This window comes from Amycolatopsis azurea DSM 43854 (genome assembly GCF_001995215.1).
Lineage (GTDB): Bacteria > Actinomycetota > Actinomycetes > Mycobacteriales > Pseudonocardiaceae > Amycolatopsis > Amycolatopsis azurea.
The window spans coordinates 242,636-261,616 of the sequence record NZ_MUXN01000023.1 but is presented as its reverse complement, the minus strand read 5'-3'; the positions used below and the strand labels follow the sequence as shown (position 1 = coordinate 261,616).

The 18,981-nt window shown below is 70.2% G+C and carries 21 protein-coding genes; 15 read left to right on the top strand and 6 right to left on the bottom strand.

Translation table 11 applies throughout. The features are described from left to right. Positions 1-9: 9 nt before the first annotated feature. The 4 genes from B0293_RS29650 to B0293_RS29635 form a co-directional block, all read right to left on the bottom strand. Entirely contained in the window at positions 10-1,011 is a 1,002-nt protein-coding gene (locus B0293_RS29650; RefSeq protein WP_005155259.1) for a hypothetical protein, read from the bottom strand. Continuing rightward, positions 1,008-1,517, bottom strand: coding sequence for a SigE family RNA polymerase sigma factor (locus tag B0293_RS29645; RefSeq protein WP_005155257.1), 510 nt, complete (start codon positions 1,515-1,517; stop codon positions 1,008-1,010). The genes B0293_RS29650 and B0293_RS29645 overlap by 4 nt, the downstream gene beginning before the upstream one ends. Positions 1,518-1,607: 90 nt before the next feature. Beyond that, positions 1,608-2,849 carry a phytase gene (locus B0293_RS29640; RefSeq protein WP_005155255.1) on the bottom strand — a complete coding sequence of 414 codons (1,242 nt, stop codon included), beginning with the start codon at positions 2,847-2,849 and terminating at the stop codon, positions 1,608-1,610. 10 nt (positions 2,850-2,859) lie between these two features. Continuing rightward, positions 2,860-3,462: a TetR/AcrR family transcriptional regulator gene (locus B0293_RS29635; protein ID WP_005155252.1), complete on the bottom strand. Its 603-nt coding sequence runs from the start codon at positions 3,460-3,462 to the stop codon at positions 2,860-2,862. Positions 3,463-3,500: 38 nt separating this feature from the next. On the opposite strand from B0293_RS29635, the gene hisF reads away from it, so the two are divergent. The 7 genes from hisF (at position 3,501) to B0293_RS29600 (ending at position 7,835) form a co-directional block, all read left to right on the top strand. Then, entirely contained in the window at positions 3,501-4,274 is a 774-nt protein-coding gene (gene hisF / locus B0293_RS29630; RefSeq protein ID WP_039916966.1) for an imidazole glycerol phosphate synthase subunit HisF, read from the top strand. Beyond that, positions 4,271-4,660, top strand: a complete 390-nt coding sequence (locus B0293_RS29625) for a hypothetical protein (protein WP_005155246.1) — start codon at positions 4,271-4,273, stop codon at positions 4,658-4,660. The genes hisF and B0293_RS29625 overlap by 4 nt, the downstream gene beginning before the upstream one ends. Next, on the top strand, positions 4,650-5,012 hold the full coding sequence (gene hisI, locus B0293_RS29620) for a phosphoribosyl-AMP cyclohydrolase (RefSeq protein ID WP_039916965.1): 363 nt from the start codon (positions 4,650-4,652) through the stop codon (positions 5,010-5,012). The genes B0293_RS29625 and hisI overlap by 11 nt, the downstream gene beginning before the upstream one ends. Beyond that, positions 5,009-5,371: a DUF1304 domain-containing protein gene (locus tag B0293_RS29615; protein WP_005155244.1), complete on the top strand. Its 363-nt coding sequence runs from the start codon at positions 5,009-5,011 to the stop codon at positions 5,369-5,371. The genes hisI and B0293_RS29615 overlap by 4 nt, the downstream gene beginning before the upstream one ends. Positions 5,372-5,507: 136 nt before the next feature. Next, entirely contained in the window at positions 5,508-6,269 is a 762-nt protein-coding gene (locus B0293_RS29610) for a hypothetical protein (RefSeq protein WP_005155242.1), read from the top strand. 32 nt (positions 6,270-6,301) lie between these two features. After that, on the top strand, positions 6,302-6,877 hold the full coding sequence (locus B0293_RS29605; RefSeq protein ID WP_143254667.1) for a hypothetical protein: 576 nt from the start codon (positions 6,302-6,304) through the stop codon (positions 6,875-6,877). 178 nt (positions 6,878-7,055) lie between these two features. Further along, a complete protein-coding gene (locus B0293_RS29600; RefSeq protein ID WP_005155238.1) occupies positions 7,056-7,835 on the top strand; it encodes a DUF3592 domain-containing protein in 780 nt (259 codons plus the stop codon). A gap of 256 nt (positions 7,836-8,091) precedes the next feature. On the opposite strand, the gene B0293_RS29595 is transcribed toward B0293_RS29600, so the two are convergent. Then, complete coding sequence (locus tag B0293_RS29595) at positions 8,092-8,697, bottom strand: TetR/AcrR family transcriptional regulator (RefSeq protein ID WP_005155237.1); 606 nt, start codon at positions 8,695-8,697, stop codon at positions 8,092-8,094. Positions 8,698-8,792: 95 nt separating this feature from the next. Between B0293_RS29595 and B0293_RS29590 the strand changes: the two genes are divergently transcribed. The 5 genes from B0293_RS29590 to trpA all read left to right on the top strand — a co-directional run bounded on the left by B0293_RS29590 (position 8,793) and on the right by trpA (position 13,969). Continuing rightward, positions 8,793-10,355 (top strand): anthranilate synthase component I, encoded by a 1,563-nt coding sequence (locus B0293_RS29590; RefSeq protein WP_005155235.1) that lies wholly within the window; start codon positions 8,793-8,795, stop codon positions 10,353-10,355. Continuing rightward, positions 10,348-10,953, top strand: a complete 606-nt coding sequence (locus B0293_RS29585) for a Trp biosynthesis-associated membrane protein (protein ID WP_005155233.1) — start codon at positions 10,348-10,350, stop codon at positions 10,951-10,953. Before B0293_RS29590 ends, B0293_RS29585 begins: the two co-directional genes overlap by 8 nt. 192 nt (positions 10,954-11,145) lie before the next feature. After that, on the top strand, positions 11,146-11,955 hold the full coding sequence (gene trpC, locus B0293_RS29580) for an indole-3-glycerol phosphate synthase TrpC (protein WP_005155232.1): 810 nt from the start codon (positions 11,146-11,148) through the stop codon (positions 11,953-11,955). Next, positions 11,952-13,181, top strand: a complete 1,230-nt coding sequence (trpB, locus tag B0293_RS29575) for a tryptophan synthase subunit beta (protein WP_052014393.1) — start codon at positions 11,952-11,954, stop codon at positions 13,179-13,181. Before trpC ends, trpB begins: the two co-directional genes overlap by 4 nt. Next, entirely contained in the window at positions 13,178-13,969 is a 792-nt protein-coding gene (trpA, locus tag B0293_RS29570; protein WP_005155229.1) for a tryptophan synthase subunit alpha, read from the top strand. Before trpB ends, trpA begins: the two co-directional genes overlap by 4 nt. Positions 13,970-14,073: 104 nt before the next feature. Here the strand turns inward: trpA and B0293_RS29565 are convergent, their stop codons facing one another. Next, a complete protein-coding gene (locus tag B0293_RS29565) occupies positions 14,074-15,447 on the bottom strand; it encodes a glutamine synthetase family protein (RefSeq protein ID WP_039916955.1) in 1,374 nt (457 codons plus the stop codon). 96 nt (positions 15,448-15,543) lie between these two features. On the opposite strand from B0293_RS29565, the gene B0293_RS29560 reads away from it, so the two are divergent. Genes B0293_RS29560 through lgt form a run of 3 tightly spaced genes read left to right on the top strand, consistent with a single transcriptional unit; the run spans position 15,544 to position 18,958 of the window. Next, a complete protein-coding gene (locus B0293_RS29560; RefSeq protein ID WP_005155227.1) occupies positions 15,544-16,686 on the top strand; it encodes an amidohydrolase family protein in 1,143 nt (380 codons plus the stop codon). Continuing rightward, positions 16,683-17,852, top strand: coding sequence for a M20 metallopeptidase family protein (locus B0293_RS29555; protein ID WP_005155226.1), 1,170 nt, complete (start codon positions 16,683-16,685; stop codon positions 17,850-17,852). Before B0293_RS29560 ends, B0293_RS29555 begins: the two co-directional genes overlap by 4 nt. Positions 17,853-17,881: 29 nt before the next feature. Beyond that, positions 17,882-18,958 (top strand): prolipoprotein diacylglyceryl transferase, encoded by a 1,077-nt coding sequence (gene lgt / locus B0293_RS29550; RefSeq protein WP_039916952.1) that lies wholly within the window; start codon positions 17,882-17,884, stop codon positions 18,956-18,958. Positions 18,959-18,981 lie beyond the last annotated feature (23 nt).

Below are 18,981 nucleotides of genomic sequence, written 5' to 3'. Positions count from 1 at the left end.
CGCGCGCCCCTATTCCGGCGCTTTCCCGAACCAGCCGTAGTCGCCGGGGACGATCTGCAAGGTGTCGGCGATGTCGAGCAGCGTGGCCTGGTCTGGCTTGCCCGAAACGGCGAGCCACCGCCCGCCCTCGAGCTGGACGGCGACCACGCCGTACTGATGTCCGCGTTCCCCGTCCCGTTCGGGGAAGTAGCGGCCGTCGCGACCCCTGACCTTGAGCGGAACCGGTTCCGTGCCATCCGGCTCGGGCGGCTCACCACTGAGCGAAGCCGTCACGACCGCCGCCGAGAGGGGCTGACCAGCCTGCGTGGCCTCCAGTTCGGTCACGCCCCCGCTGACCTTCATGAACGTCTTCACGCCCGACAGCTCCAGGCCGGCGGGCACCCGTCCGAACCGCAGTTCACCCGAGACCCGGGCGCGGTTGTCCGGGACCATCTCCTCGGCGATCCGCTCGCCGGTCGCGCGCGGGTCCTTGACGTTGAGCAGCCGCAGGGTCAGCAGGTAGACGTCGTCGGGCGACCAGGTCAGCATCATTCCCTGGCCGTAGACCTCGACGGCCATGCCGACCTTGCCGCGCACGACGATCTGGTCCGGCGCGGGCGCGACCTTCCACGGTCCGGTCCGTTCGTCGCTCAACGGCGTGCTGGTCAGCTGGATCTGCCCGAACTCGCCGCCGCCCCACTCCCGCATCTGGGGCGCGGGATAGGGCTTCGCGCTCCGGCTCGTCTCCCGGAAGCCGTCGGGTAGCCAGCCCGGCTTGTACGGCAGCACCGCCCAGTCGGCGTTGCGCTGCGCCGCCGGGGGAACGGCGGTGAAGGCCCGCAGGCCCAGCGGCACGCCGAGCGCGATGATCGCGACCGCGGCCGCGACCAGCGCCAGCGACATCCTCGACCGGCTTCGTGGCCGTTCGGCCAGCGCGTCGCGGATCTCGGCCCCGTCAGGCGCCCGCGTCGCCAGATGTTCGAGGCTCTCCCGGATCAGGTTCTCGGTGTTCTCTTCACTCAGGCGGGTCATTTGCGGGCTCCCGTCGGCTGAACGGACGAGGACTGCCCGGTCTCCCGCAGCGTCGCGAGCGCGCGCGAGATCTGGCTGCGCACGGTCGACGTCGCGCAGCGGAGCACCGCGGCGATCTCCTCGTCGGAGTAGTTCTCGTAGTAGCGGAGCACGATCGCGGCGCGTTGTTTGCGCGGGAGCTTCGCGAGCCGGTCCAGCATCGCGTCGCGTTCGTCGTACTCGACGGCGTGATCGGAGACCGGCGGGCTCACCAGATCGAGTACCTCCGGCGACGACGGCACCACGCGGCGGACCGCCAAGCGCCGTCGCCACGAGAAGTACTCGTTGGTCACCATCCGGCGGACGTACGTCGGCGGTGACTCGATCCTGTGCCAGCGTTGCTGGGCGCGCAGCAGCACCTCCTGCACGATGTCCTGCGCCAGGTACGGATCGTCGGTCAGGACGGTCGCGTAGCGCAGGAGCCCGTCCAGGCGATCCGCGACGAACTCGTCGAAGGTCGCAGGCACGTGTTCCCCCTCAGCCGGTGGTCTCGCTCTATGGACGCACGAGACCACCGTGCTGCTGCACCGGGGGCGGAACTTTCTCGGTGAACGTGCTCACCGCACGGCGGTCTCCAGCCGGACGAACGCGAATCCGGTCGTCGCGAGCTCCTCGCCCGAGGGATCGGTGGCCGCCGGACGGCGTTCGCCGTCGTGCACCACCAGCAGGCCGTGCGGGTACAGCGGACCCAGTGGCCTGGTGGTGATCGCGGCGCCGTCGGAGTGCTCGACCGAGTCGGTGCCGCGTCCGGCGACGATCCGGAAGTCGCGCCGCGGGGTGCCGGTGCGGTCGTAGACCACGAACCGGGAGTCGCCCTGGCTCGACGCGAGCAGCTTACCGTCGGCCAACGCCAGCCCCTCCGCGTCCGCGACCAGCCACTTTCCGCCGAAACCGGGATCGGCGCCGTCGGCGACGCACTCCTCGGTGGCCTCGTCGAAGCGCTGCGGCGCCCCGAACGAACGCACCTTGTCGATCAGCTGGGGACGGCCGAACCCGGCGCCGTCCACCGGGATCCGCCAGATCCCGACGTCCTCCTGCGCGGTGTAGAGCACGCGGTGCTCGACGTCGAGCACCGAACCCTCCAGCTGCGGGCGCTCGCCCGGCTCGCCGCACGGCGACCAGGTCTTCCCGTCCGGCAGCCGGAACTCCGACGGCAGGTCGACCGTGCCGATCGACGTCGTGCCGACGGTGCCGTCCGGTTTGTCGACAAGTCGCAAGAGCGCCACGCGGGTCTCGTGCCGCCGGGTCACCGCGACCCAGCGCGCGCCGGTCCGCGGGTCACGCCCGGCGGTGAGCCCGTACGCCGTCCGCTGTTCGTCCACTTCGGACTCCGACGCGGAGAAAACCGGTGCGGCGGAGGGATCCGTGACGTCCCGCAGCACCCGCGATCCGGCCGCGGCGCCGGCCGGGTCGATCCGGTAGACGCGCACGCGGTCCCGGCCGCGGTCGCTCACCACCGCGAGATCGCCGACGACGTCGACGTTGTTGAACCGGCCGGGCGCGGCGTCCTCGGTGGGCGCCTTCGGGGCCGGGAGAAGCTGGAGCTGCCGCGCCTTCAGGTCGAACGCGGCCAGCCCGCCCTCCTTGAGGGTGCCGAGCACGACGCTGGCCGACGGGTTCTTCGGGTGGACCCAGATCGCCGGGTCGTCGGCGTCGGCGTTCGCCGGGCTCGCGCCCGAGTCGTCGACGAACGCCCTGGTCTGCGCCACGGGCGAGGGGTTCTGGCTCGCTTCGGCGGGCACGCCGGTGAGCAGGGAGACCGCCAGCAGGGGGAGGGGGAGGAGAGCTGCTTTGCGCATCCCGGGGAAGTTAGCCGCGCGGGGTGTCCGGCCGGTGAACGCCGTCGGTCAGGTAGTACTGCGCGACCGGCGCCAGCATCGCGACGACCTCGTCCTCCGACGCGGCGACGAGCGGCGGGAGGCCGATGACGTAGCGCAGCAGCGCGAACCCGACCATCTGCGCGGCGATCCCCGCCACCCGGACCTTCGGCACGCCGCGCGCCTCGGCGACCCGCGCCAGCACCGCCCGTTCCAGGAACTGCCGCATCATGGTCGCGACCTGCTCGTTGGTGGTCGCGGACCGGATCATCGCCAGGAACGGCGCGCGGCCCTCCTCGGCCTGCCACAGGCCGAGGAACGCGCGGACGAGGCGCTCGCCGATCTCGTCCTCGGGGCCTTCGAGGATCCGGGGGACCATCTCGCCGGGGTCGACCGGCAGGTTCATCGACGCGGCGAAGAGCCGCTGCTTGGTGCCGAAGAAATGGTGCAGCAGCGCGGCGTTGACCCCCGCGTCGGCCGCGATGCCGCGGACGGTCGCCCCGTCGTAGCCCTGCTCGGCGAACCGGCGCCGCGCCGCCTCGAGGATCTCCTCCCGCGTCTCGGTCTGCCCCGGCCGCCGCCCCGCCTGTGCCATCCCGCGAGCTTAGAACGCCCTTGACTACGCTTGGCCCCATGTCTGTCGCAGTCAGGGTCATCCCGTGTCTCGACGTCGACGCGGGCCGCGTGGTGAAGGGCGTCAACTTCGCCGACCTGCGCGACGCCGGCGACCCCGTCGAGCTCGCCCGCCTGTACGACGCCGAGGGGGCCGACGAGCTCACGTTCCTCGACGTCACAGCGTCCTCCGGGGACCGCGAGACCACGTTCGACGTCGTCCGCCGGACGGCGGAGCAGGTGTTCATCCCGCTCACCGTCGGTGGTGGCGTGCGCACGAACGACGACGTCAACCGGCTGCTGCGCACCGGCGCGGACAAGGTGAGCATCAACACCGCGGCCATCGCGCGGCCGGAGTTCCTGCGTGAGGCGTCCCGCCGCTTCGGCGCGCAGTGCGTCGTGCTGTCGGTGGACGCCCGCCGGGTCCCCGAGGGGACCGAACCGACGCCGTCCGGATTCGAGGTGACCACGCACGGCGGTCGCCGCGGCACCGGGATCGACGCCGTCGAGTGGGCCGCGCGCGGTGAGGAACTCGGCGTCGGCGAGATCCTGCTCAACTCGATGGACGCCGACGGCACCAAGAACGGTTTCGACCTCGAACTCCTGACCCAGGTGCGCGCGGCCGTGCGGGTCCCGGTGATCGCCAGCGGCGGCGCCGGCGCGCTCGACCACTTCCTGCCCGCCGTCGAGGCCGGTGCGGACGCGGTGCTCGCGGCGAGCGTGTTCCACTTCGGACAGTTGAAGATCGGCGAGGTCAAGGACGCCCTGCGCGCCGGGGGAGTCGTGGTCCGATGATCATGGCCAAGTGGAAGGCCTCCACCGAGGTCAAGGTCGTCTGCGCGCTGCTGCTGGGCCTCGGCCTCGCGTACGTCGGGATGGCCGTGATCCTCATGTTCGCGCCGTATTCCTCCCCTCGGACGTTCCTGCTGCCGGGAACGGCGGTGGTGCTGGGCGGTCTCGTCGTGGCGGGGCTGGTACTGAAGATGCGTTCGGCGCGGTTCGCCGGTTTCGGCGTCAGCTTCCTGTTCGCGTTGCTGCACGCGCTGTCCATGCTGGCGGCGGAACTCTTCTGGGTGAAGATCGCCTCCGGGATCCTGTTCGCCGGGTACATCTACACGGCGGTCCTGCTCAACTCGATGCCGGTGAAACGGCACCTTCTCGGAGCCACGAATGACGCTTGACCCCGCCCTCTCGGATCGCTTGAAGCGCAACGCCGACGGGCTGATCGCCGCCGTCGTCGTCGAACACTCCACATCGGACGTCCTGATGATGGCGTGGATGAACGACGAGGCGCTGAGCCGCACCCTCACGACCCGGCGCGGGACCTACTACTCGCGCAGCCGCAAGGAACTGTGGGTCAAGGGCGAGACCTCCGGCCACGTCCAGCACGTGCGCGAGGTGCGGATCGACTGCGACGGCGATACCGTCCTGCTGCGCGTCGACCAGACCGGCCCCGCCTGTCACACCGGCACGCACACCTGTTTCGACTCCGACGAACGGCTGCTGCTGGCCGACGAGAGCGAGAACCCGTGAATGTCGTCGCCAACGTCCTGGTCGGCCTCGTCGCCCTGATCCACCTGTACATCGTCGTGCTCGAGATGTTCCTGTGGACGACCCCGCGGGCCCGCGCCTCCTTCGGCACCACGGAAGAGTTCGCGAAAGAGAGCGCGCCGCTCGCGGCGAACCAGGGGCTGTACAACGGTTTCCTCGCCGCCGCGTTGATCTGGGGCCTGATCGCGACCGGTAGCACGGCGTGGCAGTTCAAGATCTTCGGCCTGGCGTGTGTGATCGTGGCCGGTCTCTACGGGACGGCGACGGCGAGCAAGAAGATCTTCTTCGTGCAGGTGGTCCCCGGCACGCTGGCGTTGATCGCGGTGCTCGTCGCGGGCTGAGCGGGACCTTGGTCCTGTTCCGGAAGCCCCTTCACGGGCGTAAAGTCCGTGTATGAAACTGGGGACCGGGGAAGACCCGGTAGGCGCGTTATGGCGCCGGAGATCTTTCTACTTGTTGCTTTGCGTGGTCCCAGGCATGGCCGGGCCACACCTGGTGCTCCTGGCCTTCCAGATCCGGGCCGACGTCGCCGGCACGACGGGCCTCGCCAGGAGCGACGGCATCATCGCGATCGTCGTCCTGCTCACGGCGACCGCTCTCGCGGTCTTCGCCGGACAGCGGGCGGCCCATTACAGCCGCCGGATGACCGAGGCACTCGCCGAAGCCCCGCCTTTGTCGACAGACGAATTCGACGCCTTCGACCCGGCTGAGGGCACCCGCGATCTGCGCTCGATGTCCCGGCGGATGAGTGTCTACGGCGTCTTGTCGCTCGCCTTGGCGGTGAGCGGGATCGTCGCCGTGGTCAGCGGATCCCCGGACGGACGGTTCCTGGAGTCGGAGCTCCCTGGCTGGGGGCCCGGCAGCGAGAATTACGAGGGCATCGCCATATTGTCGTTCGTCATCGGCGCGGTCGCCGTCGTGTTCACAGCGGCCGCGAAGTACACCTGGTCTTCGCGGTATCGGGCCGTTCTGGCCGCGGGCTGGCGCAGTGCGACCGTCACCGTGCGGCCGGACTTCGGTGAGGAGATCGAGGAACGGAAGGCCACGGTCTACGACGTGCGGTTCCCCGACGGCGAACGGCTCACGCTGCGGGGGTTGCAGATGTCTTTCCGCAACGGCAATCGGTTCGCCGGGAAGGCGGAGGTCCCGGTCTGGGTCGGTGGCGGGGGACCGGAGCGGACCGTGCTGTTCAGACTGGGCCGGACCGAGACCTGCTACCCGGTCCCGGTGCGGTTGTGAACCGCGTGGCCACGCCGGACGAAGCAGCCGTGATGAAACTCGACGCGGAGGCCGGCGACCTCGAACTGCGACGGCTGAGCCCGCTGGGCCGCCGCGCGTTCATGCTCATGATCTTTTGGGTCGGTGTGTTCGCCGCGGGTATCGGAGGGCTCGTCCTGTCCGGGGCGAACAAGTCAATTCCCGGCTACGACGAGACTTCCGCGGGGCACGGTCTGCTCGTGTTCGGCTCGATCGTCGCTTTGGCCTTCGGCCTCGTCGTCGGGCTGAACTCTCTGCTCGCCGCGCTGCGGTGGCCGAGGCGGTACCGGTCGGTCGCCGAGACGGGCTGGCGCGAGGCACGGGCGACGGGGCGGGCGCGCACTTTGGCGCCGTATCGCGGCTCGCCGGCCGACCTGCGGCTCCAGTTCGCGGACGGAACCGAGATGCACGTGGAGACCTGGGACTCCACCTGCCACGTCGCTCGCCCCTACCGGGACCGACGAGACGTCCCGGTGTGGGTCGGCGGCGAAGGGGGCGACATCGTCGTGTTGTTCCCCCGTGGCCGCTTTTCGCCGAAGAGGTACTCGGTGCCGGCCTCCGCATTACCCGGAATACGGACGGATCCCTGACCCCTGCTCACTTGAACGCCCGGCGAGCGCTCACGGTTGCCCTGGAGCGAGAGGGAACTCGTTGGCCGGAAAAGCCGCTGTTCCCGGCTAGTCTCGGCGCATGAAACCGGGGCGAGGGAAAAGAAGATCGGTCAAGAGCGACCGCCCGAGACGTCGGCCGCCCGTCGCTGGGCGGCCGTTGTCCGCTCCGGATGTCGAAGCCGTCAAAAGCCTTGCCGCGCAGACGGTGCACGGCGAAGTCGCCACCCCGCTGATCGAGAAACTGTCGCATTTCAAGGTGCGCGCGCTGGCTTTGTCGTTGCTCTGGCTGGCCTTCTTCGTGGCCTGCCAGCTGGGTAGCGATCTGCTCCGGCGGGATTCCGTGGAGCTGGCGAGGACCGGGATTCAAGTGGAGGGCACGGTACAGAAAGTCGAGGGGGCCTCCAAACGGAACCGCGTCTGGGTCACGCTCACCTATTACGCGGGTTCCAAGTCATACACGACCACGGAGACTTTCGGAGCAGCACTTCAACACAAGGTGGGGGACAAGATCACCCTGGCCTACGCCCCGGGAGACCCGCGGAGACTCGTGGTGATCGAAGGGCGCGTCCAGGGCCTGCCCGACACCGGTTTGCTGACCCCGCTGTCCTTCTCCGCCTTCCTGGGCTTTCCGGCATGTCTGGGCGCCGCCTGGCTTTGGCGGAGCCGGTATCGCTCGGCCTCGAGGACCGGCTTGCGCGAGGCCACGGCGACGGTGCGGCCCGGCTGGCTGTTCCCCAAGATCGACGTGTACTTCGAAAACGAGTACAAGTTCCTCGCCACGCGACGGTCACTGAGAATCGCGCCCCGGGTCCGGAAGGTCCCCGTCTTCGTCGGCGGCGAAGGAACGGACATGATCGTGATCTTCCCGCGAGGACGCTTCCGCAAGGACACGCTCTACACGGTGCCCGCAAAGGAGATCGAGCCGGACACGGACTGAACCGAGGGTTTGGCGTGATCAGACGGACGACGCGTGTGATCAGACGGACGACACGCGTGACTGGACGGACGACACGCCCGTGATCGGATCCCGCCGCGAGTCGTCCATCTGGACACAGGTGTCGTCCGTCCAAGCACACGTGTCGTCCCTCTGGTCACGCGAACCGGCCGACGGCGCCCGGTCACCTGGTGGTGAAGGCCTCCTCGCCTACTCTGAAGGTAAGGAAGGAGGCCTTCACGGACACCCGAGGGCCGGGTCAGTCGATGTCCCCGGTCAGGTAGCGCTGCACCGTCGGCGCGATGGCGGTCACCAGCGGATCGATCTCGCTCGACGCCATCGGCTCGAACTTCGCGACGTACCGCACCAGCCCCATCCCGACCAGTTGCGAAGCGCAGAGCGACGTCCGCAGTTCGACGCGGTCCGAGCCCAGCCCGGCGATGACCTTGGTGAAGAAGTTCTGGAAGAAGCTGCGCAGCACCAGCGCGGCCTGCTCGTGCCCGGCGACGCTGCGGACGAGCGCCTGGAACACGTCACCGCCCGCGCCGTCCCACCGGGTGAGGAAGGTGCGCACGATCCGCCTGCCGAATTCCTCGTCGGGCCCGTCGCGGAGTTCCGCGAGCAGTTCGTGCGGGTCGAACGGCAGTTTCAGCACGGCCTGGGCGAACAGCCCCTCCTTGCTGCCGAACCAGTGGTTGACCATCGCCGCGTCGACCCCGGCGCGGGTCGCGATCACGCGCACCGTCGCGCCGTCGAAGCCGCTTTCGCCGAACACCGCGCGCGCCGCTTCGATCAACGCGGTGCGGGTGTCCTGCCCGCCGGGACGCCGTCCCCGGCGCCGGACGGTAGTGTCTTCACCAGCCATGGCGTCATCATGAACGGACCGGGCGCGAAATTCAACATTCCTTGAATTCATCCCCCAGGTCCCGCCCGTCCGGCGGTTGCAGCACAATGAGCGACATGGTCAGCGCCGCAAACGCCAGCCCGTCGGGGCTCGGCTCGGTCAGCCCTTCGCGCGGCGAGTTCCGCGCGCTCGCCGAGGGCCGTCGCGTCATCCCCGTTGTCCGTCGCGTGCTCGCCGACGGTGAGACCCCCATCGGGGTCTACCGCAAGCTCGCCGCCGACCGGCCGGGGACGTTCCTGTTCGAATCGGCGGAGAACGGCGCTTCCTGGAGCCGATGGTCGTTCATCGGCGTCGACAGCCCCGCCGCGCTGACCGTGCGTGACGGCCAGGCCGTGTGGACCGGCACCCCACCGGTCGGCCTGCCGACCGAAGGCGACCCGCTCACCGTGCTGCGTGAGACCGTCGCCGCGCTCCACACCGAGCAGCTGCCCGGGATGCCGCCGCTCACCGGCGGGATGGTCGGCTACATCGGCTACGACGCCGTCCGCTGGCTGGAACGGCTCCCCGAACTCGCCGAGCGCGATCTCGACATCCCCGAGCTCACCATGCTCCTGGCGACCGACCTGGCCGCTTTCGACCACCACGAGGGCACGGTCACGCTGATCGCCAACGCGGTCAACTGGGACGACTCGCCCGAGCGCGTCGACGCCGCGTACGACGACGCCGTCGCGCGTCTCAACGCGATGACCAAGCAGCTGCACGTCGCGGCCCCGGCCACGGCCGCCGTCTTCGACCGGCCCGCGCCCGAGTTCACGCGCCGCCGCTCGAAGCCGGACTTCCACGCGGCCGTCGAGAAGGCCGTCGAGGCGATCAAGGCGGGTGAAGCGTTCCAGATCGTGCCGTCGCAACGTTTCGAGATCGAGACGCGGGCCGACGCGCTCGACGTCTACCGCGTGCTGCGCACGTCCAACCCGAGCCCGTACATGTACCTGCTGCGCCTGGACGGCTTCGACATCGTCGGGTCCAGCCCGGAGTCGCTGGTCACCGTGCGGGACGGCCGCGCCACCACGCATCCGATCGCGGGCACCCGCTGGCGCGGCGCCGATCCGGAAGAGGACGCGCAGCTGGCCAAGGACCTGCTCGCCGACGAGAAGGAGCGCGCCGAGCACCTGATGCTCGTCGACCTCGGCCGCAACGACCTCGGCAAGGTCTGCAAGCCCGGCACCGTGCGCGTCGTCGACTTCTTCGACGTCGAGCGCTACAGCCACGTCATGCACATCGTGTCCACGGTCACCGGCGAACTCCTCGACGACAAGACGGCTTTCGACGCCGTCGCCGCCTGCTTCCCGGCCGGGACGCTCTCGGGCGCGCCGAAGGTCCGCGCGATGCAGCTGATCGAGGAACTGGAGCCGACCCGCAGGGCGCTCTACGGCGGCGTTGTCGGTTATCTCGACTTCGCGGGCGACGCCGACACCGCGATCGCGATCCGCACCGCGCTGATGAAGGACGGCGTCGCGTACGTCCAGGCGGGCGGGGGAGTCGTCGCCGACTCGGTGGCCGACTACGAGGACAACGAGTCGCTCAACAAGGCCCGCACCGTGCTGTCCGCCGTCGCCGCGGCGCAGACGATGATCGCGGCGGACGAACTCGACCCGGCGGGTGACAGCACTCGTGTCTGAAGCACCGAAAAGCGAAGCCGCGGAAAGCGAGGCCCCGGAAAGCACCGCCCCGGCCGCGAGGAAGGCCAAGCGTCCACTGTGGATCGCCGTGGTGGGCCTGCTGCTGGGCGCGGTCGCGCTGTGGGGTTCCTCGCAGCTCGTGTGGTTCGCGGAATTCCGCGACGGCGGAGTGCGCGGCACCGTGGTGTACACGGAAATCGGTTCAACACGGGCGATCGCGCTGATTCCGCTCGCGCTGCTGGCGCTGGCGGGCACGGCGGGGCTGATCGCCACCGGCGGCTGGCCACGCCGGGTGCTCGGCGTGGTACTCGCCGTGGCCGGTGCCGCCGCGGTGTGGATCGGCGTGGCGGACGGCCCGTTCACCGGATTCGCCGACGGCCTGCCCGTCGCCCAGATGCTGGGAGCGCGGGGGCTGGCGATCCTCGGGGGAATTCTCGTGGCCGCGGGCGGGTTGGCAGCCATCAAGGGCGCGGGCCGGATGCCACGCCTCGGTGCGAAGTACTCGGCGCCGGGGACGAAGAAGCGGGCCGCCAAGGATCCGGAAACCGAGCTGTGGGAGGCGCTGTCGGAAGGCGAAGATCCCACCGCGACCCGGTGACGGCGACGGATTTCGCGGGTTTCGGGGATCTTTCCCGGCAAAGATGACACGGTTGGCATTCGGAGTAACGGACATACCCGGAACCAGACCGTATCCGTGCGGGGGTTAGCATCGTTTCGGCGGGAAGGGGAAGGTTTTTGTGAGCGACCTTGCGAAGGAATCCGTGAGTACGACAGCCGGTGAGGGACTCCGGTGAGCGTGCTCGAAGACATCGTCGCCGGCGTCCGTGCCGATCTCGCCGAGCGCGAGGCGGCTCTGCCGTTCGACGAACTGAAGAAGCGTGCGACCCAGGTCGCGCCCCCACGTGACGTGCTCGCGGCCCTGCGCGAGTCCGGTATCGGCGTCATCGCCGAGGTGAAGCGGCGCAGCCCCTCCAAGGGCGATCTGGCCGAGATCCCGGATCCGGCCGCGCTGGCGAAGGACTACGCCGACGGCGGGGCCCGGGTGATCAGCGTGCTGACCGAGCAGCGGCGGTTCGGCGGTTCGCTCGCCGACCTCGACGCGGTCCGCGCGGCGGTCGACATCCCCGTGCTGCGCAAGGACTTCATCGTCAGCCCGTACCAGGTCCACGAGGCGCGGCTGCACGGCGCGGACATGGTCCTGCTGATCGTGGCGGCGCTGGAGCAGAACGCCCTGATCGCGTTGCTGGACCGGGTCGAATCCCTCGGGATGACCGCGCTGGTCGAGATCCACAACGCCGAAGAGGCCGACAAGGCCCTCGAAGCCGGCGCGAAGGTGATCGGCGTCAACGCCCGCAACCTGCACACCCTCGAGGTCGACCGGGACGTCTTCTCGCGGCTGGCCCCCGGCCTGCCGATGGACGTCTTCAAGATCGCCGAGTCCGGTGTCCGCGGCCCCGGTGACCTGATGTCGTACGCCGGTCACGGCGCCGACGCGGTCCTCGTGGGCGAAGGGCTCGTCGCGTCGGGTGACCCGAAGGGCGCGCTGGTCAAGCTGGTCACCGCCGGTTCGCACCCCGCTTGCCCGAGGCCTTCTCGATGAGCGTGGAGTACACCGAAACACCGCACGGCGAGCACGACCCGGACGGCCGGGGCTACTACGGCCCGTACGGCGGCCGGTTCATGCCCGAGGCCCTGATCGGCGTCGTCGACGAGGTCGCGGCCGAGTACGACAAGGCGCGGACCGACCCGGACTTCGTCAACGAGTTCCGTCGTCTGCTGCGTGACTACGCCGGTCGTCCGTCGCTGCTCACCGAGGCCAAACGCTTCGGTGAGCACGCCGGCGGCGCCCGCGTCTTCCTCAAGCGCGAGGATCTGAACCACACCGGTTCACACAAGATCAACAACGTGCTGGGCCAGGCGCTGCTCACCAAGCGGATGGGCAAGAAGCGGGTCATCGCCGAGACCGGGGCCGGACAGCACGGCGTGGCCACCGCCACCGCCTGCGCCCTGCTCGACCTCGAATGCGTCGTCTACATGGGCGAGGTCGACACCGAGCGGCAGGCGCTGAACGTCGCGCGCATGAAGCTGCTCGGCGCCGAGGTCATCCCGGTGAAGACCGGTTCGCGCACGCTCAAGGACGCGATCAACGAGGCGCTGCGCGACTGGGTCACCAACGCCGACACCACGCATTACCTGTTCGGTACGGCCGCGGGCCCGTACCCGTTCCCGATGATGGTGCGGAACTTCCACAAGATCATCGGCGAGGAGGCCCGCGCCCAGATCCTGGAACAGGCAGGCCGCCTGCCGGACGCCGTCGCGGCCTGCGTCGGCGGCGGGTCGAACGCGATCGGCATCTTCCACGGCTTCATCGACGACCCCTCCGTGCGGCTGGTCGGCCTGGAGCCGGGTGGCGAGGGCATCGAGGGCAACCGTCACGGCGCCACGCTCACGAAGGGCACGCCGGGCAACCTGCACGGCGCGATGACGTACCTGCTGCAGGACGAGGACGGCCAGACCGTCGAGTCGCACTCGATCTCCGCGGGTCTGGACTACCCGGGCGTCGGCCCCGAGCACTCGTGGCTCAAGGACAGCGGCCGCGCCGAGTACCGGCCGGTGACCGACGCCGAGGCGATGGACGCGTTCAAGCTGCTTTCGCGCACCGAGGGCATCATCCCGGCGATCGAGTCGGCGCACGCACTCGCGGGCGCGCTGGTGCTCGGCCGCGAACTGGGTCCCGAGGGCCTGATCATCGTGAACCTGTCCGGTCGCGGCGACAAGGACATGGACACGGCGGCGAAGTACTTCGGCCTGGTGGAGAACGCATGAGCGCCCTGGACGACATCTTCGCCAAGACCCGGGCCGAAGGACGCGGAGCACTGATCGGGTACCTCCCGGCGGGCTTCCCGACGGTCGACGGGTCGAAGGATCTGCTGGCCGCGGTGGTCGACGGCGGCGCCGACCTGGTCGAGGTGGGCGTGCCCTACTCGGACCCGGTCATGGACGGCCCGACCATCCAGGCCGCGTCGGTGAGCGCGCTCTCCGGCGGCTTCAAGCTCAAGCACCTGTTCGAGGTCGTCGAGTCGGTGTCTGCGCGCGGCGGCAAGGCCGTCGTGATGACGTACTGGAACCCGGTGCACCGCTACGGCGTCGACCGCTTCGCCCGCGACCTCGCGGCCGCGGGCGGGCTCGGGATGATCACCCCGGACCTGATCCCGGACGAGGCCGACGAGTGGATGGCCGCCTCCGAACAGCACGGTCTGGACCGGATCTTCCTGGTCGCGCCGTCCTCCTCGGAGGAGCGGATCGCGAAGACCGTCGCGGCCGCTTCGGGCTTCGTGTACGCGACCGCCGTGATGGGCGTGACCGGCGCTCGTGACCAGGTCGGCGTGCACGCCGAGGACCTGGTCGAGCGGACCCGCGCGCACACGGAGCTGCCGATCGGCGTCGGGATCGGCGTCCGGTCCGGCGCGCAGGCGGCGCAGGTCGCCGGGTTCGCGGACGGCGTCATCGTCGGCTCGGCGCTGGTGACGGCCGCGGCGAGCGGCGTCGACGCGGTACGCGAGCTGTCGGCCGAACTGGCCGCTGGGGTGCGAAAGACCGTCGCCCCGGCTTGATCTGACGTGGGCTGAAGGGGCCCTTCACCGCATGCGACGCGGTGAAGGGCCCCTTCGCTGCGTCTGATGTGGGGAAAGTCCCCTTCAGCCCCCGGCGAGCATGCTCAGTGCCGCCACCGTTGCGCCTCGGTGACCTCCTTCGCGCTCGCGCCCGCGAACCGTTCGATCTCCGCCCGCCGCACGTCCACGATCGTCGTCGCCAGCGGAGCGCCGAACGCGGCAGCCAGGTCCTTGTCCGCTTCGAAGGCCGCGACGGATTCCGCCAGGCTCACCGGCAGCCGCTCGATCCCGCGCGCGGCGCGTTCCGCGTCGGACAGCGTCCCCGGATCGACGTCCACCGGCTCCGGCAGCGAAGCCTCCTCGTCGGCACCGGCCATCCCGGCGAACAGCAGGGCGGCGGCCAGCAGATACGGGTTCGCGGTCAGGTCGAAGCATTTGACCTCGAGGTTCGCCGCCGACTCCCGGTTCCCGGCGACCCCGCGCACCAGCCGCAACGGCGTCTCCCGGTTCTCCAGTCCCCACGCCGCGTACACCCCGGCCCAGTGGTGCGGCTCCAGCCGCAGGTAGCTGACGACCGACGGCGCCCCGATCGCCAGGAGCGCGGGCAGCCGCCGCAGGATGCCCGCGCCGAACGACTCGGCGACCGATGTCAGCCCGAAAATCCTTTCCCCGCCGGAGAAAAGGTTCCGCGGGCCGTCCCAGACGCTCAGGTGCACGTGCCCGCCGTTGCCGACGCCGGCGGGCGCGAACTTCGGGGTGAAGGACGCCTTCAGCCCGTGCCGGTGGCTGAGCGCGCGGATCGTCTCCTTCGTCAGGACGGCGACGTCGGCCGCGCGCACCGGATCGGCGGCCGCGACGGACAGTTCGAACTGGCCGTCGGCGTATTCGGGATGGATCTGTTCCACCCCGACGCCCTGCTGGTCCAAAGTGGACACCAGGGCGCGGAGATAGTCGGCGTGCTCGGACAGCCGCGCGTAGCCGTAGGCCGGGCCTGCGGTGGCCGACGTCGGATCGTCCTGGGCGTCGGCGGTGGTGACCACCCACTCGATCTCGAAGCTCATCAACGCCCGGTGACCGCGTGCGGCGAGCCTGTCCACCGCCGTCGCCAGCAGCGCACGCGGGTCCTGCGGATGCGGCTCGCCCTCCTGGTCGAGTTTCGTCACCGGCGCCCAGGCCCAGCCGGGCTGCCCGGCGAGCACGGTCAGCGCGTCGAGGTCCGGATGCAGCCGCAGATCGCCGACCGGGCCGAGTGAGTGCTCACCCCCGGTGATGGCGTCGTCGGAGCCGAAGAAATCGAAGCAGTTCGAAGCACCGACACCCCACGCGGCGGCGGACGGCAGTTTCCGCAGCGGCACGGCCTTGACCCGCGCGATCCCGGCGTTGTCCACGAAGGTCAGGGCCACGAGTTCGACGCCCCTGGCCCGGAGATCGCCGGTGAGGGCGGTCGCGCGGGCGGTCAGTGCTTCCCGGTTCACCATGGTTCCTCATCCTGGCCTCAACTCGGGCCCCTTGCCATGCCCGGATCCGGCCATAAGGTGAGGCCGCACTCGTCGATCACGAGAAGGGACTTGCTCATGCCGGGACCCGGGATCCTGCCGTACGTGGCCGAGACGCGGCTGGTGGACCACCACTGCCACGGCGTCGTCACCGGCGACCTCGGCCGGATCGAGTTCGAGCAGATGCTCACCGAGGCCGACACCGTCTCGTCACTGGGCACGACCTTGTTCGACTCGCTGATCGGCCTCGCGGTCCGGGCCCGCTGCGCCCCGATGCTGGACCTGCCGCCGCACGTCCCGGCGGAGGTCTACCTGGCCCGCCGCGCCGAACTGGGCGCCACCGAGGTCAACGCGCGATTCCTGCGTGCCACCGGCACGACCGACTTCCTGCTCGACGGCGGTTTCCTGCCGGACACGCTGACCACGACCGAGCAGTTCGCGCAGCTGTCCGGGGCCCGCGCGCGGGACATCGTCCGCCTCGAACAGGTCGCCGAAGCGGTGATCGAGTCCACGACGGCGGCCGGGTTCGCCTCCGCCTTCGCCGGGGAACTGGCGAAACGCGCCACGACGGCGGTGGGGTTCAAGTCCATCGCCGCCTACCGGGTCGGCCTCGAACTGGCGGGGGAGCGGCCCACGGACGCCGAGGTCATCGATGCGGCGGGCCGCTGGCTCGCGCGGATCGAGGCGGGCGAGCCGGTCCGGCTGGCGGACGAGGTGCTGCACCGGTTCCTCGTCTGGACCGGGATCGACCTGGCCCTGCCGATCCAGTTCCACGTCGGCTTCGGCGATTCCGACGTGGACCTGCATCGCTGCGATCCGCTGCTGCTCACGGGCCTGTTGCGGGCGACGCGGTCACACGGTGTGCCGATCCTGTTGCTGCACAACTATCCCTTTCACCGGAACGCCGCGTATCTGGCGCAGGTCTTCGAGCACGTGTTCATCGACGTGGGCCTCGCGACGCACAACGTCGGTCACCGGGCGTCCGCGATCATCGCGGAGACAATGGAGATAGTGCCGTTCGGGAAGCTGCTGTTCTCCACGGACGCGTTCGGGCTGGCCGAGCTGTACCACCTCGGCACCGCGTTGTTCCGGCAAGGACTGTCGGACTTCCTGTACGCGGGGCTCACCGCGGACGTACTGTCCGAAGTGGACGCACATCGGATAGCGGCGCTGGTGGGGCGACGCAACGCCGAACGGGTGTACGGGCTGGAGGGGACATGACGGAACTGGACGAACTACAGGACCGGTGGGAGGCCGCCGTCGAGGCGGAACTGCCGTCCGCGATCGCGCTGCGGCACCGGGTGCACGCCGATCCGCGCGCGTCGGGGGACGAAGAGGACACCGCGCGGATCCTCGTCGAGGCCTTGGGCGCCGGCGAAGGGGTCCTGGTCGCCAAGACCGGGCGTGCGGTGCTGTTCCCCGGCACCGGGCCGGGCCCGGCCGTGGCGCTGCGCACCGAACTGGACGCGCTGCCGGTCACCGAGCGCACCGGCGTCCCGTGGGCGTCGGAGACGCCGCTGATGCACGCGTGCGGGCACGACGTGCACATGGCCGCGCTCGTCGCCACCTGTCGCGCGGCGGCCGTCGTCGGGGTACCGAGGCCGCTCGTCGCGCTCCTGCAGCCGCGGGAGGAGACTTCGCCGTCCGGCGCGCTGGACATCGTCGACTCCGGAGTGCTCACCGAATACGGCGTCGAGGCGGTCATCGGCGCGCACGTCCAGCCGCGGCTCGCGGCGGGCGTGGTGTCGGCGGTCCCCGGACCGGTCAACGCCTCCACCGACGAGTTCGACGTGATCGTCCGCGGCCAGGGCGGGCACGCCGGGTACCCGCATCTGCTGCGCGACCCGATCCTCGCGCTCAGCCAGCTCGTGGTGAGCCTGCAGCAGCTCGCCAGCCGCCGGGTCGACCCGGTGTTCGGCGCGGTCTGCTCGGTCGGCCGGATCGAGGCGGGGAGGACGGCGAACGTCGTGCCGAACGAGGCCCGCCTGTCGGGCTCGCTGCGGCTGATGCGCGCCGAGGACCGCGACCTCGCGCTGGAAGGGCTGGCCGAGATCGTCCACGGCACCGCGAAGGCGCACGGCTGCCACGCCGAACTGGAGATCAGCCCGTGCGAACCGGTGCTGCACAACGAGGCCGGGCTGACCCTGCGCGCGCATCGGCGGCTCGTCCGGGCCGGGGTGGGCGTGGACACCGATTTCCGGTCGTTCGGCGCCGACGACTTCGCGCACTATTGCGGGACGACGCGCGGGCTGATGATGTTCGTCGGCCTCGGCGACACCGCGGGCGCGCCGAGCCTGCACGACGAACTGTTCCTGCCACCGGACTCCGCCATCCGGCAGGTCGCTTCGGCGCTGATCGCGGGCTATTTGGCCGCCGTCGAGGGCTGACGCCCCCAAGAAGTGGATGAAGCGCTACGGTGGCCTCCGTGAATACCGCCTCGGCAGCGTTCCTCGCGACCATCCCCAGCCCCGACCAGGGCGTCTGGCATATCGGGCCGGTCCCGATCCGGGCGTACGCCTTGTGCATCATCGCCGGCATCATCGTGGCGATCTGGCTGGGCGAGCGGCGCTGGGTGAACCGCGGCGGCACGAAGGGCACCGTCATCGACGTCGCCGTCTTCGCGGTGCCGTTCGGCCTGGTCGGCGGGCGGTTGTACCACGTCATCACCGACAACCAGCTGTACTTCGGCGAGGGCAAGAACCCGCTCAACGCGCTGAAGATCTGGGACGGCGGCCTCGGCATCTGGGGCGCGATCGCGCTCGGCGCGGTCGGCGCGCTGATCGCCTGCCGCCGCCGGGGCATCCCGCTGCCCGCGATGGCGGACGCGCTCGCCCCGGGGATCGTGATCGCGCAGGCGATCGGGCGGGTCGGCAACTACTTCAACCAGGAGCTCTACGGCGCGCACACCGACCTGCCGTGGGGTCTGGAGATCTACCAGCGCATCAACGTGAACAACCCGGACGACTTCCTGAACGGCGTCGCGCTCGGGCACATCCCGTTGCAAGACAGCCCGGTGCACCCGACGTTCCTCTACGAACTCATCTGGAACCTCGGTGTCGCGCTGCTGGTCATCTGGGCGGACAAGAAGTTCCGGCTCGGCCACGGCCGCGTGTTCGCGCTGTACGTCGCCGGGTACACCGCGGGCCGGTTCTGGATCGAGATGATGCGGACCGACACCGCGAACCACATCCTGGGCCTGCGGGTCAACGTGTGGACCTCGATCCTGGTGTTCGCCGCGGCGATCGTGTACTTCGTCCTCGCCGCGAAGCGGGGGCCGCGGGAAGCGCCGGAAACGCTGTGGAGCAAGGACGTCCCGCGGGAAGACGAGACCGCCGAGTCCGGGGAGAAGGGCGCGGAGGACGCGCCCAAGGCCTCCGAGGACGAGGCTCCCAAGGAAGAGGCGCACGCGGAAGTCGCGGCGGCCCCGGACACCGTCCGGGACTCGGCCGCCGACAAGGCGTCCGAGGACCCGAAGCCCGACGCCGAAAAGTAGCGCTCCAAGTACATGAAGGCCCC

Bases quoted from the DNA above. Each gene is read 5' to 3' on its own strand.
- trpA (WP_005155229.1), top strand. From the start codon at position 13,178: ATGAGCGCCCTGGACGACATCTTCGCCAAGACCCGGGCCGAAGGACGC.
- B0293_RS29610 (WP_005155242.1), top strand. From the start codon at position 5,508: ATGGCCGGGCCACACCTGGTGCTCCTGGCCTTCCAGATCCGGGCCGAC.
- B0293_RS29625 (WP_005155246.1), top strand. From the start codon at position 4,271: ATGATCATGGCCAAGTGGAAGGCCTCCACCGAGGTCAAGGTCGTCTGC.
- hisF (WP_039916966.1), top strand. From the start codon at position 3,501: ATGTCTGTCGCAGTCAGGGTCATCCCGTGTCTCGACGTCGACGCGGGC.
- B0293_RS29555 (WP_005155226.1), top strand. From the start codon at position 16,683: ATGACGGAACTGGACGAACTACAGGACCGGTGGGAGGCCGCCGTCGAG.
- hisI (WP_039916965.1), top strand. From the start codon at position 4,650: ATGACGCTTGACCCCGCCCTCTCGGATCGCTTGAAGCGCAACGCCGAC.
- B0293_RS29590 (WP_005155235.1), top strand. From the start codon at position 8,793: ATGGTCAGCGCCGCAAACGCCAGCCCGTCGGGGCTCGGCTCGGTCAGC.
- B0293_RS29650 (WP_005155259.1), bottom strand. From the start codon at position 1,011: ATGACCCGCCTGAGTGAAGAGAACACCGAGAACCTGATCCGGGAGAGC.
- B0293_RS29640 (WP_005155255.1), bottom strand. From the start codon at position 2,849: ATGCGCAAAGCAGCTCTCCTCCCCCTCCCCCTGCTGGCGGTCTCCCTG.
- B0293_RS29560 (WP_005155227.1), top strand. From the start codon at position 15,544: ATGCCGGGACCCGGGATCCTGCCGTACGTGGCCGAGACGCGGCTGGTG.
- B0293_RS29605 (WP_143254667.1), top strand. From the start codon at position 6,302: ATGAAACTCGACGCGGAGGCCGGCGACCTCGAACTGCGACGGCTGAGC.
- trpB (WP_052014393.1), top strand. From the start codon at position 11,952: ATGAGCGTGGAGTACACCGAAACACCGCACGGCGAGCACGACCCGGAC.
- B0293_RS29635 (WP_005155252.1), bottom strand. From the start codon at position 3,462: ATGGCACAGGCGGGGCGGCGGCCGGGGCAGACCGAGACGCGGGAGGAG.
- B0293_RS29565 (WP_039916955.1), bottom strand. From the start codon at position 15,447: ATGGTGAACCGGGAAGCACTGACCGCCCGCGCGACCGCCCTCACCGGC.
- B0293_RS29595 (WP_005155237.1), bottom strand. From the start codon at position 8,697: ATGGCTGGTGAAGACACTACCGTCCGGCGCCGGGGACGGCGTCCCGGC.